Source organism: Streptomyces sp. SAJ15 (assembly GCF_007595705.1).
GTDB lineage: Bacteria > Actinomycetota > Actinomycetes > Streptomycetales > Streptomycetaceae > Streptomyces.
The window spans coordinates 76,281-89,366 of the sequence record NZ_NISY01000006.1; the positions used below are offsets into that span (position 1 = coordinate 76,281).

Consider the following 13,086-nt stretch of genomic DNA (forward strand, 5'->3'; position numbering starts at 1 on the left):
AGCGACGCGAGCACGTCGCGCAGCGCGTCGGTCTGCGCGCCCGGGCGAGAGAGCGCCGACTGCGCCCGGGTGTTGTGCAGCACCCGCTCCGCTACGGGGTGACGCTCGGCGTGGTAGCTGTCCAGGAGGGACTCCGGCGCCCGGCCGCGCACCACCGAGGCGAGCTTCCAGCCCAGATTGACCGCGTCCTGCACCCCCAGGTTCAGCCCCTGGCCACCGGCGGGGTAGTGGATGTGCGCCGCGTCGCCCGCCAGTAGCACCCGACCCGCCCGATACCGCTCGGCCTACCGTGCGGCGTCGCCGAACCGGGAGACCCAACGCGGGCTGTGCATGCCGAAGTCGGTGCCCGCCACCCTGAGCAGCGACTCCCGCAGTCGCTCGGGCGTCACCGGCTGCTCGCGGTCGGGGAGCCGGTCGTACTCACAGGTGATCACCCGGTACCAGCCCGGTTCGAAGGCGATCACCGAGAAGTCGCCCCCCGGGCGACGCCGCATGAACACGGTTTCCCCCGGTGGTTCGGCGAGTTCGACGTCGCCGAGCATCGCGGTCAGCGTCGCCGGGGTGCCGGGGAAGTCGATGCCCGCCAGCTTGCGCACCGCGCTGCGCCCGCCGTCGCAGCCCACGAGGTACCGGGCGCGCAGCGTCGTACGGGAGGCCTCAGGCGTGCGCAGCTCGACCTCGACGCCGGCGTCCTCCTGGCGGATCCCGGTCACCTCGGCGGACCAGCGCACCCGTACGCCCAACTCGGCGGCCCACTCCTCCAGGAGGCGCTCGATGGCGGTCTGCAGGATCATCAGCGAGCGGCGGTGCCTGGTCTCGAACCGGTCGAAGTCCAGCCATAATCCGGAGAAGTGGCCTATCGGGCGCGGTGTGCCGGCCACCAGGAAACGGTCGAGGACGCCCCGCTGGTCCAGTACCTCCATGGTCCGGGCGTGCATCCCGCCGGCGCGTGACTCGCCGCTGCGTTCGGCGAGCCGATCGACCACCACCACGTCGACGCCCGCCAACCGCAGTTCACAGGCGAGCATCAGGCCGGTCGGCCCGGCCCCCGCGATCACCACATCCGTCCGTGCGTCCAGGTCGATCATGCGTGTTCCCCTCCTTCAGGCGCGTGTGCCTCTAACATTGTTAGAGACTTCCTCTAACGATGTTAGAGTGTCAAGTGGTCGGAGAGAGCGGGGAAGCGGAATGAAGATCAACTCTGAGCTGATCGCCCGGACGTCGCTGCGCCTGCTCAACGACGCCGGTCTGGACGGCCTCACCATGCGCCTGATCGCCCAGGAACTCGGCGTGCGAGCCCCCACGCTCTACTGGCACATCAAGAACAAGCAGCAGTTGCTCGACGCGATGGCCACCCTCGTCTACGTCGAGGCGGCCGAGCGGCTGGAGCCGCCCCGGGGTGACGTGGACTGGGCGGACCGGCTCGCCGACTGGGCCAGGCACCTGCGACGGGTGATGCTGAACTACCGCGACGGAGCCCGGGTCCTCGCCGGCACCTATGTGAACCACCCGGCTGTGCAGGGGATGTCGGAGCAGATCCTGCGCACCCTGCTGGACGCGGGCTTCACACTCGGTGAGGCGGCGCACGGCTTCACCGCGGTCCTGCACTACACGATCGGCTACACCATCGAGGAACAGGCCCACTCCAGCGCCGCGTACGGCGACGACAACCCGTACGCGCCCGAGCGGATCGCCGGCGGCATCGACGCCGAACGCTTCCCGCTCACCGCGCGGGCGGCGGGCGACCTCCTCGGCCTGGCGGGCGACGCGAGCTTCGAGCAGGGGCTGCGCATCGTCCTCCGCGGCATGCGTGCCGCCAGGGCCGACCACGGATCGGGTGTCCGTGGACCGGATGCCGGTGGGTCGGGTGTCGGCGGATCGGGTGCCCGTGGGTCGGGCGCCGGTGAGCCGGATTGACCCATGCGTTCTCACCCGCATTGAACCCGACAGGGTGGTCACTTTCTCCCTAGAGTGATCATCATGAACACGCAGACGACCTTCGCCCCGATCCTGACCCGCGCCGCTGACGCCGAGACCACGAGCGACCCGAGCAGCGTGATGACTCTGCTGGCCGACTTCGGGACCGCCGGCAGCCCGATCACCAGCTACCGTTCCACCTTCGCGAAGGGCGCGGTGGGTGCGCCGGCGCACTTCCACACCCGGGCCTCGGAGATGTTCTTCGTGATCGGCGGCGCGCTGGAGGTGTTGCTCGGTGAGGAGCTGACGGTCCTGGAAGCGGGTGACTTCCTGCTCGTTCCGCCGCACACCCCGCACGCCTTCGCGGCGGCCCCCGGCGCCGAGGCCGACGTCCTCTTCGTCTTCACCCCGGGCATGCCCCGCTTCGACTATCTGCGGCTGCTCGGCCGGGTGATGCGCGGTGAGGCGAGCCCGCAGGAGATCAAGGATTCCTCGGAGCTCTACGACAACCACTACGTGGACAGCCCCGTCTGGCAGCGCGCCCTCGCCGAGCGCGCCTGAACCGACCAGGTCACGCACCGAGAAGAGGGGGACCCAGGGATGTTCGCAGTGATCTACCGGTGGCGGCTGCGCCCGGGCAAGGAGGAGCAGTTCGTCGACGGGTGGCACCGGGTGACCCGGGCGATCCACGCCCAGTGCGGCAGCTACGGGTCGCGCCTGCACCAGGCGGACGACGGCACCTGGGCCGCCTACGCCCGCTGGCCCGACGCCGAGACGCGTGAACGCTGCTCGACCCCCGACCCGGAGGGCCTGGCGCTGATGCGCGACGCGGTCGAGGAGTACTTCCCGGAGACCCGGCTGCGGATCGTCGACGATCTCCTCGCCGAACCCGCTCCGAGCATCGGCTAGCCCGGCACGGGCACGGCGGCTGTTCGGTTTCGCCGTGGCCGGCCCCGCGGCGTGATCCCGCCCGGCCGGGGGTGAGCCGTGTCTCACCCGGGCGGTGCCTCTTGTCTATGCAACGAGTTGCATAGAAGGATCGCGGCATGGCGCTCGAGCACGCGATTCTCGTCTCCCTGCTGGAGAAGCCGGGCTCCGGCTATGAGCTGGCCCGGCGGTTCGAACGGTCCATCGGATACTTCTGGACCGCCACCCATCAGCAGATCTACCGCGTTCTCAAGCGCATGGAGAGCGACGGCTGGGTCGATGTCCATGAGGTGCCGCAGCAGGGCAAGCCGGACAAGAAGGAATACTCCGTCGCCGAACTCGGGCGGGCCGCCCTCTCGGAGTGGCTGCATGAGCCGATCGAGCTGGAGAGCGTCCGGCACGACCTCGCCGTGAAGATCCGCGGCGCGGCGTTCGACGACCCGGCCGCGTTGATCCGGGAGGTCGAGCGGCACCGCCAGACGCACACCGACCGGCTCGCGAAGTACCTCGCGGGGGAGCGACGGGACTTCACCGGACCTGACGCGCCCCCGGCACCCACCGCCGGCCAGGAGCTCCAACACGTCGTGCTGCGCGGCGGCATCGCCTACGAGCGGATGATGCTCGCCTGGCTCGACGACGTACTCGCCACGCTCCACCGGCTCCGCCCGGAGCGCTGAACCAGCTCCGCCCGGAGCGCTGAACCAGCTCCGCCCGGAGCGCTGAACCGGCGCTCGCGGGCCGCCTCTCCGTCCGGTCGGCGTCGCACGGCCCCGGCCTGCCCGAACCCTTCATGCCCATAGCCGCACCCTCATGCCGGAAAGGGAACCTCCATGTCCGACCCGCTGCTGTTCAACCCGCGCACCTACGACCCGGCCCACTTCGACCCCGAGACCCGCAGGCTGCTGCGCGCCACCGTCGACTGGTTCGAGGAGCGCGGTAAGCGCAGGCTGATCGAGGACTACCGCTCGCGTGCCTGGCTGGCCGACTTCCTCGCCTTCTCGGCCAAGGAAGGGCTGTTCGCGACCTTCCTCACCCCGGCGTCCGCCGCCGACGGGCAGCAGGACAAGCGCTGGGACACCGCCCGGATCGCGGCCCTCAACGAGATCTTCGGTTTCTACGGACTCGACTACTGGTACGCGTGGCAGGTCACCATCCTGGGCCTCGGCCCGGTCTGGCAGAGCGACAACGCCACCGCTCGGGCCCGCGCCGCTGAGCTCCTCTCCCAGGGCGAGGTGTTCGCCTTCGGACTGTCCGAGAAGACCCACGGCGCCGACATCTACTCCACCGACATGCTGCTGGAGCCCGACGGCGACGGCGGCTTCCGGGCCAGCGGCTCCAAGTACTACATCGGCAACGGCAACGCCGCCGGGCTCGTCTCCGTCTTCGGCCGCCGCACCGACATCGAGGGCCCGGACGGCTATGTCTTCTTCGCCGCCGACAGCCGCCACGAGGCGTACCACCTGGTCAAGAACGTGGTCGACTCGTCGAAGTACGTCAGCGAGTTCCGCCTGGAGAACTACCCGGTCGCCGCCGAGGACGTGCTGCACACCGGCCGCGCCGCCTTCGACGCCGCCCTCAACACCGTCAACGTCGGCAAGTTCAACCTCTGCACCGCGTCCATCGGCATCTGCGAGCACGCGATGTACGAGGCCGTCACCCACGCGCACCACCGCGTCCTCTACGGCCGCCCGGTCACCGCCTTCCCGCACGTGCGCCGCGAGCTGACCGACGCCTACGTCCGCCTCGTCGGAATGAAGCTGTTCAGCGACCGCGCCGTCGACTACTTCCGCACGGCCGGCCCCGACGACCGCCGCTACCTCCTCTTCAACCCCATGACGAAGATGAAGGTGACCACGGAGGGCGAGAAGGTCATCGACCTGATGTGGGACGTCATCGCCGCCAAGGGCTTCGAGAAGGACACCTACTTCGCCCAGGCGGCCACCGAGATCCGGGGACTGCCCAAGCTGGAGGGCACGGTCCACGTCAACCTCGCGCTCATCCTGAAGTTCATGGGCAACCACCTGCTGAACCCGGCCGAGTACGCGCCCGTGCCGACCCGCCTCGACGCGGCCGACGACGCCTTCCTCTTCCAGCAGGGACCCGCCCGCGGCCTGGGCTCCATCCGCTTCCACGACTGGCGCCCCGCCTTCGACGCGTACGCCGAGGTGCCCAACGTCGCCCGGTTCCGGGAGCAGGCGGACGCCCTCTGCGACTTCGTCACCACCGCCGCCCCCGACGAGGCGCAGAGCCGCGACCTGGACTTCCTGCTCGCCGTCGGGCAGCTCTTCGCGCTGGTCGTGCACGGCCAGCTGATCCTGGAGCAGGCCAGGCTGACCGGTCTCGAAGGGGACGTGCTCGACGAGCTGTTCGCCGTCCTCGTCCGCGACTTCTCCGCGTACGCCGTCGAGTTGCACGGCAAGGACTCCGCCACCCCGGAGCAGCAGAGCTGGGCGCTGGGCGCGGTCCGGCGGCCCGTCGTCGACGAGGCCCGGTCGGCGCGCGTCTGGGAGCGCGTCGAGGCACTGGCGGGGGCCTACGAGATGGCGCCGTGACCCGGAGAAGCCCGCGGCCGGCGTAGGCCGGTACTCCCGCGGGCGGGGCGGTGTGCCCCGCCCGCGGGCGGTGGAGCCGATACCGGCTACGGGGCCAGAGCCGGCTCCTTCCAGGAGTCGGCGGACGTCTCGGCGCCGGCCTCCACGGCGCCGGCCGCACGCCGCGCGGCGTCGACCGTGCCCTCCGCGGCGTCGACCGTGCCCTCCGCGGCGTCGCCCGTGGTCTCCGGGGCGTCGGCCGCGCCCTCCAGGTGCTGCTTCGGTCGGGCGGGCAGCGCGGACATCAGGAGGAAGATGACCGCGAGGACCCCGATGACCCACCCCAGGGAGTGCTGGAACGCCTCGGTGAACGCGTCTCCCGCCGCCTGCCGCCCGCCGGTGACGTCGTCCTCGTCGACCGCGGCCAGGAAGACGACCGAGACCAGCGCCAGCCCCAGCGCGTTGCCCATCTGCATGGTGGTGTTGATGAGGCCGGACGCCGAACCCGCGTGCTCGCGCGGCACCTCCGAGAGCACCGCGTCCGTCAGCGGCGCCACGATCAGCCCCATCCCGGCCCCCATCACGAGCAGCGGCAGGGCCATCTGCCAGGAGGCGATGCCGGTCCCGTACCGTCCGGCCTCCCAGATGTACAGCAGCAGACCGCACACCATGGCCAGCGCGCCCGTCTGGAGGACCTTCCGGCCGAACCGCGGCACCAGCTTCTGCACCGAGACGCCCGCCGCGACCGAGACCGCCAGGGAGAACGGGATACCGGTCAGACCGGCCCGCAGCGCGCTCCAGCCCAGACCGATCTGCATGTAGAGCGTCCAGACCAGGAAGAAGATGCCGCACGCGACACCGAACGCCAGCTGGACCGCGATCCCGGCGGCGAAGCTCTTCACCCGGAACAGGCCGAGCTCCACCAGCGCGGAGCCGTCCTTGCGCGTCTTGTGCCGCTCGTACGCCACGAACACGCCGAGCACGACCAGGCTGCCGGCCATCGAGACGAAGCCCCACGCCGGCCAGTCGAGCTCGTGGCCGCGCGTGAGCGGGTAGACCAGCATGAGCAGGCCCAGGGTGACCAGCGCCACCCCGACCAGGTCGAGGCGCAGCGCCGAGGGCGCCTTGGACTCGGTGATGTACTTCCGCCCCAGCAGCAGGCCCGCTATGCCGACCGGCAGGTTGATCAGGAAGATCGGCCGCCACGCCAGACCGAAGAGGTCCCACTGGGTGAGCAGGGCGCCCAGCAACGGCCCGGAGACCGAGCCGAGCCCGACGATCGCGCCGAACAGGCCGAAGACCTTGCCGCGCTCATGGGCCGGGAAGGTGGCGTGCACGATCGAGAGCACCTGCGGAACCATCAGGGCGGCCATCGCGCCCTGCAGGATGCGGGCGCCGACGAGCATCTCCGGGCCCGCGGCCAGGCCGCACAGCGCGGAGGCGAGCGTGAAGCCACCGATGCCGAGCAGGAAGATCCGCTTGCGGCCGTGGACGTCGCCGAGCCTGCCGCCGGTGATCAGCCCGGCCGCGAACGCCAGGGCGTAACCCGCGGTGATCCACTGGATGGCGCTGAAGGAGGCGCCGGTGTCCTCCTGGATGCTCGGGATGGCGATGTTGACGATCGTGACGTCGACCAGGTCCATGAAGGCCGCGGTCATCACGATGGCGAGCGCGAACCAACGGCGCCGGTCGGTCACGGGCGCCGGGGCGGGGACGACGGGGCTTGCTGAAGTCATGACGATGACGTTAGGCACGATGTAGGACGGATCATGTCCTAGATTCGCGCGACCCTGGTGTCATGACGGACACATCCGCACGGCTGCTGACCCTGCTCTCCCTTCTCCAGACCCCGCGCGAGTGGCCCGGTGGCGAGCTCGCCGAGCGGCTCGGCGTCAGCCGGCGCACCGTTCGGCGCGACATCGAACGGCTGCGCGAGCTCGGCTACCCGGTACAGGCGACGATGGGCACCGAGGGCGGATACCGCCTGGTCGCCGGGAAGGCGATGCCCCCGCTGGTCCTCGACGACGAGGAGGCCGTGGCCATCGCCGTTGGCCTGCGGGCCGGCGCGGGACACGCGGTCGAGGGAGTCGAGGAGGCGTCGGTACGAGCCCTGGCCAAGCTGGAACAGGTGCTGCCCGCACGGCTGCGCCACCGTCTCACCGCCCTCCAGACGGCGACGCTGCCGCTGACGGTGGGCGGCGGCGACGCGGCGACGGTCGACCCCCACACCCTCACCGCGATCGCGGCGGCGGCCACCGGACACGAACGGCTGCGCTTCCCCTACCGCGCCGGCGACGGCACCGTGAGCCGCCGACAGGTCGAGCCCTACCGGCTGGTGTCGACCGGACGCCGGTGGTACCTCGTCGCCTACGACCTCGACCGCGAGGACTGGCGCACGTTCCGCGTCGACCGGGTCGGTGAACCGTTCCCGACCGGCGCACGGTTCACCCCGCGACCACTGCCCGCTGAGGACGCGGCGGAGTACCTGCGCCGCTCGATGTCCCGCCTCGCCCCGGAACACCACCTGGACGTCTCCTTCGCCGCCCCGGCCCGCTACGTGGCCGCACGCCTGCCCGCGTCACTGGGCACCCCCGAGCCGACCGGTGACCACTCCTGCCGCCTGCGGGCCACCCCCTCCGACTCCCTGGAGTGGCTCGCCGTCCGGCTCGCCCTGGTGGAGTGCGACTTCCAGGTCCACGGGCCCGCCGCCCTGGTCGACCACCTGGCGGCCCTGGGAGAGCGCCTGCTCCGGGCGAGCGGGAGATGAGACGTCCGCGGCGAGGGCAGGGCACCCAGCCCTACGGACGGCCCTCCAGACCCTGCCGGCCCATGTCGACCAGTCGCCGGGCGGCGGTCGCCGCGCCGTCGGCGCGCACCTCGCGGGCGATGGTTCGGGCCCGCCGCGACACCTCGGGATCGAGGGCGTGGCGGAGGGCGGCGAGCAGGGAGTCGCCGGTGGGTGGGCTGGAGGGGGTGGGCGCTGCCGATGCCGAGGCGTTCGACGATGTGGGCGAAGTAGAACTGGTGCTATACGGTTTTGATGGGAGGTGCGGGCAGCCGGTGCAGTCGCACCTCGACGAGCCGGCCCGCCGACACCCGCGCCGTCATGTAGGTGCGGTACGGCTGCCGCCTCCGGTCGGTCGGCGAGCCCGGATTGAGCAGGCGCAGCCGTTGGTCCGCGACGGAGTCCCACGGGATGTGGCTGTGGCCGAAGACGAGCACGTCCAGGTCGGGGAAGCGCTGGGCACAGCGACGCTCGCGCCCTTGTGCCGGGCCGGTCTCGTGCACGACTCCGAGCCGCAGTCCGTCGAGCTCCGCGTAGGCCACTTCCGGCAGCCGGGCCCGTAGCTCGGAACCGTCGTTGTTGCCGTGGACACCGATCAGCCGCCGGGCGCGGGTCTGGAGCAGGTCCAGTGTGGCGGTGTCGACCCAGTCCCCGGCGTGGATGACGACATCGGCGCGCGGCACCCGGTCGAGGAGCTCGGGCGGCAGGGCCTTGGCGCGTGTCGGCACATGCGTATCGGACATCAGCAGCAGGTCCACCAGGCGACGGTAGCGGTTCGTCGGGTCCGGCACCGGCGCGGCGGGCCGTCAGGCGCCCACGTCGTCGACCACCTCACCGTCGCGGGCGGCCGCGTCCTGGGCGGCCCGGTTGAAGGAGTGGATGGTGGTCGTGGTGTTGGCGGCCAGCCAGGTGGGGATCCATTCCAGGGGCGGGGCGTCGCTGAGGGGGATGTAGACGATGTCGGAGCGGGCGTAGTAGCGGGTGGCTTGGGCGCCCACCACGAACGCGCCCTGGTCGGCGCCGATCAGGGTCAGGGCCTCCTGGAAGGTCTCGAAGCCGGGGCCGACCTCCACGGGGTGTCCGGCGGGTGTCAGCGCTGGGGTGCGCTCGGTGCGCCAGTAGCCGGGCACGGTCTGGGCCACCTGGAGGAGTCTGACCGCGGTGAGATCCTCCATCGAGACGGTGCGTCGGCGGGCCAGGGGGTGTCGGGAGGACACGGCGAGCATCCGGGGTTCGGAGAACAGGACCGGGCCGTTGGCCATTCCGGGTTCCTGGTGCGGCCGGGTGACGATCAGCAGGTCCACGTCGCCGGCGCGCAGCCGGGGGAAGCCGTCGGCGATCTGCAGTTCCCTGAGCCGGGCCCGGCAGCCGGGGTGCCGCTCGGCGAACAACTGGGCCGCCCGTGCCATGAGTTGTCCGGCCGCGGCGCCGACGAAGCCGACCCGCAGCACGCTGTGGGAGCCCCGCGCGGCCTCGGCCGCCTTCCTCAGCCCGGCCTCGATCTGTTGGCAGGCCGGCCGCAGATCGTCGTGGAGCCGCTGCCCGATCGGCGTGAGACGGACCAGGCGGCTGTTGCGTTCGAACAGCGGCGCCCCGATCCGCCGTTCCAGCTTCTTGATGGTCTGGCTGATCCGGCCGGTCGTCACATGCAGACGGTCGGCCGTACGGCCGAAGTGGAGCTCCTCGGCCAGCGTCAGGAACGCCTCGATCTCCAGCCGTTCGAGCACTGCCCCTCCGTGGTTCGTTGAATCTGGCTAAACAGACGTTCCCTAAGAAGCACCTTGTTGATCTTGGTGGTGCGTCGCAGTGTGGGGGGTGTCCTCAACCTACCGACCTCGCTGTCAGCCGAGCACCTGCCGACGGGAACACCACCGTGACCATCGTTGAATCCGCAGTACCCACCAGATCCGGTGTCGACCACGTGCCTCTCACGAGATGGCTCGCCGTCGTGGCCGTGGCGCTCGCGACGTTCGCGCTGGTGACCGTCGAATCGCTGCCGGTGGGCCTCCTCCCCGCCGTCGCCGGATCGCTCGACGTCTCCGAGGGGACGGCCGGGCTGATGGTGACGGTCCCCGGCCTCGTCGCCTCCGTCACCGCGCCGCTCCTGCCGGTGGCGATACGGCACCTGGACCGGCGGGTCGTCCTGCTCGGCCTGGTCGTGCTGATGGTGCTGGCCAACGGGCTGTCGGCGATGGCGCCGAACTTCGCGGTCCTGCTGGCGTCGCGCTTCCTCGTCGGGGTCAGCATCGGCGGCTTCTGGGCGCTCGCCGCCGGTCTCGCGGTACGTCTGGTCCCGGAGCGGTCCGTGCCCCGGGCCACCTCGATCGTCTTCGGCGGCGCGACGGCCGCCAACGTGCTCGGCGTGCCGGCCGGAACGCTGATCGGGGACCTCGCGGACTGGCGCACGGCGTTCGTGGTGGTGGGCGCACTCGGCCTGCTCATCCTCGTCGCCCTGCTCGCCCTGCTGCCCCCCATGCCCGCCAGCCAGGCCGTACGGCTGCGCGCCCTGCCGGAGCAGTTCCGCAACCCCGTCGTACGCACTGGTGTCATCGCCACGTTTCTCCTGGTGAGCGGCCATTTCATGGCCTTCACCTTCATCAGCCCGACCTTGCGGACCGTCTCCGGGATCGACGAGGCCGCGGTCGGGCCGCTCCTGCTCGGCTTCGGCGTCGCCGGCATCATCGGCAACTTCCTCGCCGGCGCGGCAGCGGGGCGTGACATCCGCACGGCCGTCATCACCATCAGCGTCCTGCTGACCCTCGTCCTGGCGACCTTCCCGATCGTCGGCCGCGACCCGATCGGCGGGACGGCCCTGTTGCTCCTGTGGGGACTGGCCTTCGGCGGTGTTCCGGTCAGCGTTCAGACGTGGATCCTCAAGGCGGCCCCCGACGCCACCGAGGCGGCCACCGCCCTGAACACCTCCGTGTTCAACCTGGCCATCGCGCTCGGCGCCCTGGCCGGGGGACTCGTCGCCGACAACGTGGCGCTCAGCGGCGTCCTGGCGGTCGGAGCGCTTCTCACGCTCCTGACCTCCCTGGCGGTGTGGCGCGCACGAGGCGACTGACGACGGCGACCGGGGGAGGGCCCGGTCCGCCACCACGATGACGAAGGGCCTCGCCCGGGAAGGCGGGGCCGCTTCGGCACGTCCATGATCGACTGTCGACACAGGGCGAAGCTAGAGCAGCACATGAACTAAGTGCAAGTTCAGGACACCAGAGTCTGCTCTTCCAGTTCGGTCAGCTGCACGGTGCACAGGCCGCCGCGCTCGGCTCTGACGCCCGTCACCTTGAGCTGCGTGCCCGGCGAGAGGATGAACTCCTCCTCGTCGGTGAACGCGGAGAAGCGGCGGATACCCACGGCACGGACGGGGAGCACCTCGAAGAGCGTCCGCTTCCCGCGACCGCCGAGGAACCCTCGCGCCACGCCGACCTTGGATGTGCACGAGGAGACGCCCCACCAGGTCACCGTCCGCCCGAGCGGGTACTGAGCGCGCAGATCCAGCGGCACCCCACGCCACAACGGCTCGGTGCGGGCGGGAAGCTGGGACACCGCCGAGAACAACAGCCGCAGATAGGGGAGATAGGGGATGAGCCTGCTCCGGTCCGGGGAGCGCAGAATGGCGTTGATCTCCCGGTAGAACGCCGACTCGCAGGTATAGAGGTACAGCGCGGCGATCGCGTCGGCGGACAGGTCGCCGGACAGTTCGTCCGCCCGCCTCTTGCCGAACTCGTGCGACAGCCTGACGTGCCGGTCGAGGCCGGACAGCAGTTCGGCGACCGGGGTGACGGCGTCGCGGAACTCCATGAGCGGGGTGTCGAACACGCCGGTGATCGCGGGGAGGACAAGCCCCTCGTCCTTGACGCTGGCGAGCCGTTCGAGGTAGAGCTGGTGCAACTCCATGGTGGACGCGATGAACGCTCCCATGCGTTCGGCTATGTCGCCGTCGGTCCTGCCGGACTCCGTCGCGACCTTGTTCCACCCCTTGCTCGGCAGCCAGTCGATCTCGTCGGCGCCCAACGAGGCGAGGGCCTCGTTCACCATTCCGAAATGGTCGCCGTCGCAGAAGACATCGCCCTGCGCCGCGGGATTGGGGTGGTCGATATGCCGGACCTCGACGTCGGGGTACTTCTCCTGGAGTCGGCGGACGACCTTCTTCAGATTGCGCGCGTGAGCCCCCCACCAGGCGAAGACGACGCCCCGGTCCTCCTCGTCGGCGTTCTGCTTGGCCTTGAGGATCTCCTCGACGATCCGCTCGGCGACCGGACGCCAGAACCCGGAGTGCCGGTCGTCTCCCCGCGCCGCGTCACTGCTGGCGGTGAGTGCCGCGTTCAGCAGCAGCACACCCTGCGTGAGCATCGCCTGGAACCACTCCGGCGGTTGGACGGTGTCCCGCTCCTTCAACAGCGCACGGATGTCGGCGATCGGGGTCTTCTTGGGAATGCCGTACTTCCACATCGCCGCTGCCTTGATGATGCAGCGGATGCTGACGACCCTGCCGAACTGGCTGTCCTTCCAGTCATGGAAGGTGTTGTCGAACATGGCGATGCCGGTGGCGCTCTCCGGCCGCGGATACGGGTTCTGCCCGAAGATCACGACCTTCCACTTGTGCGGCGGATGGGGCTTCAGCGCCTGGAAGGTCAGTTCACGGACGGGGACGACATCCGGGCCGCGGCCCGCGCCGATGAACGAGGCCGCGTTCGGCTGCGCCTCGATGACCGGCTTCAACAGCGGAAGCCATGGTTCACCGCCGCCCTTGAACAGTTCGGCGAGGGCCAGCGGGTCATTCGGGTCGGGCGTGGCGGGCACGTTGGCATCGCTCATGGTGGAGGAACTCCGAAGGGTCACAGCGTGCGTGAGGCACGATTAGCGAGGTAGTCGATCAGCGAGGTAGCCGATTTCCATGCGAAAGCCCTGAACATGGTGGCA

At 70.6% G+C, this 13,086-nt stretch carries 11 protein-coding genes and 1 pseudogene; 7 read left to right on the top strand and 5 right to left on the bottom strand.

Going from position 1 to position 13,086, the window contains the following annotated elements:
- Positions 1 to 83: 83 nt before the first annotated feature.
- Positions 84 to 1,088 (bottom strand): annotated as a pseudogene (locus CD790_RS36860) (FAD-dependent monooxygenase); the annotation flags it as partial.
- A 100-nt stretch (positions 1,089 to 1,188) separates the two neighbouring features.
- Between CD790_RS36860 and CD790_RS17420 the strand changes: the two are divergent.
- The 5 genes from CD790_RS17420 to CD790_RS17440 all read left to right on the top strand — a co-directional run bounded on the left by CD790_RS17420 (position 1,189) and on the right by CD790_RS17440 (position 5,396).
- On the top strand, positions 1,189 to 1,917 hold the full coding sequence (locus CD790_RS17420) for a TetR/AcrR family transcriptional regulator C-terminal domain-containing protein (RefSeq protein WP_144384173.1): 729 nt from the start codon (positions 1,189 to 1,191) through the stop codon (positions 1,915 to 1,917).
- Between the two features lie 63 nt (positions 1,918 to 1,980).
- Positions 1,981 to 2,478, top strand: a complete 498-nt coding sequence (locus CD790_RS17425) for a cupin domain-containing protein (RefSeq protein ID WP_186319076.1) — start codon at positions 1,981 to 1,983, stop codon at positions 2,476 to 2,478.
- Between the two features lie 39 nt (positions 2,479 to 2,517).
- Positions 2,518 to 2,826 (top strand): antibiotic biosynthesis monooxygenase, encoded by a 309-nt coding sequence (locus tag CD790_RS17430; protein ID WP_144384174.1) that lies wholly within the window; start codon positions 2,518 to 2,520, stop codon positions 2,824 to 2,826.
- Positions 2,827 to 2,963: 137 nt separating this feature from the next.
- Positions 2,964 to 3,521 (top strand): PadR family transcriptional regulator, encoded by a 558-nt coding sequence (locus CD790_RS17435; protein WP_144384175.1) that lies wholly within the window; start codon positions 2,964 to 2,966, stop codon positions 3,519 to 3,521.
- Between the two features lie 153 nt (positions 3,522 to 3,674).
- Positions 3,675 to 5,396, top strand: a complete 1,722-nt coding sequence (locus tag CD790_RS17440; protein ID WP_144384176.1) for an acyl-CoA dehydrogenase family protein — start codon at positions 3,675 to 3,677, stop codon at positions 5,394 to 5,396.
- An 86-nt stretch (positions 5,397 to 5,482) separates the two neighbouring features.
- On the opposite strand, the gene CD790_RS17445 is transcribed toward CD790_RS17440, so the two are convergent.
- Positions 5,483 to 7,111 carry an MFS transporter gene (locus CD790_RS17445; RefSeq protein ID WP_144384177.1) on the bottom strand — a complete coding sequence of 543 codons (1,629 nt, stop codon included), beginning with the start codon at positions 7,109 to 7,111 and terminating at the stop codon, positions 5,483 to 5,485.
- Positions 7,112 to 7,173: 62 nt separating this feature from the next.
- Here CD790_RS17445 and CD790_RS17450 point away from each other — a divergent pair, with 62 nt between their 5' ends.
- Complete coding sequence (locus tag CD790_RS17450; protein WP_144384178.1) at positions 7,174 to 8,142, top strand: YafY family protein; 969 nt, start codon at positions 7,174 to 7,176, stop codon at positions 8,140 to 8,142.
- Between the two features lie 260 nt (positions 8,143 to 8,402).
- On the opposite strand, the gene CD790_RS17455 is transcribed toward CD790_RS17450, so the two are convergent.
- Positions 8,403 to 8,918, bottom strand: a complete 516-nt coding sequence (locus CD790_RS17455) for a metallophosphoesterase (RefSeq protein WP_144384179.1) — start codon at positions 8,916 to 8,918, stop codon at positions 8,403 to 8,405.
- Positions 8,919 to 8,966: 48 nt separating this feature from the next.
- The gene (locus CD790_RS17460) at positions 8,967 to 9,887 is read right to left on the bottom strand and encodes a LysR family transcriptional regulator (RefSeq protein WP_144384180.1); all 921 of its coding nucleotides are present in this window, start codon (positions 9,885 to 9,887) and stop codon (positions 8,967 to 8,969) included.
- Between the two features lie 194 nt (positions 9,888 to 10,081).
- On the opposite strand from CD790_RS17460, the gene CD790_RS17465 reads away from it, so the two are divergent.
- Positions 10,082 to 11,224: an MFS transporter gene (locus tag CD790_RS17465; RefSeq protein ID WP_260867658.1), complete on the top strand. Its 1,143-nt coding sequence runs from the start codon at positions 10,082 to 10,084 to the stop codon at positions 11,222 to 11,224.
- Positions 11,225 to 11,364: 140 nt separating this feature from the next.
- Here CD790_RS17465 and CD790_RS17470 read toward each other — a convergent pair whose 3' ends face one another.
- Complete coding sequence (locus CD790_RS17470; protein WP_144384182.1) at positions 11,365 to 12,981, bottom strand: ADP-ribosyltransferase domain-containing protein; 1,617 nt, start codon at positions 12,979 to 12,981, stop codon at positions 11,365 to 11,367.
- Positions 12,982 to 13,086 lie beyond the last annotated feature (105 nt).

Bases quoted from the DNA above. Each gene is read 5' to 3' on its own strand.
- CD790_RS17430 (WP_144384174.1), top strand. From the start codon at position 2,518: ATGTTCGCAGTGATCTACCGGTGGCGGCTGCGCCCGGGCAAGGAGGAG.
- CD790_RS17470 (WP_144384182.1), bottom strand. From the start codon at position 12,981: ATGAGCGATGCCAACGTGCCCGCCACGCCCGACCCGAATGACCCGCTG.
- CD790_RS17445 (WP_144384177.1), bottom strand. From the start codon at position 7,111: ATGACTTCAGCAAGCCCCGTCGTCCCCGCCCCGGCGCCCGTGACCGAC.
- CD790_RS17420 (WP_144384173.1), top strand. From the start codon at position 1,189: ATGAAGATCAACTCTGAGCTGATCGCCCGGACGTCGCTGCGCCTGCTC.
- CD790_RS17435 (WP_144384175.1), top strand. From the start codon at position 2,964: ATGGCGCTCGAGCACGCGATTCTCGTCTCCCTGCTGGAGAAGCCGGGC.
- CD790_RS17425 (WP_186319076.1), top strand. From the start codon at position 1,981: ATGAACACGCAGACGACCTTCGCCCCGATCCTGACCCGCGCCGCTGAC.
- CD790_RS17440 (WP_144384176.1), top strand. From the start codon at position 3,675: ATGTCCGACCCGCTGCTGTTCAACCCGCGCACCTACGACCCGGCCCAC.
- CD790_RS17450 (WP_144384178.1), top strand. From the start codon at position 7,174: ATGACGGACACATCCGCACGGCTGCTGACCCTGCTCTCCCTTCTCCAG.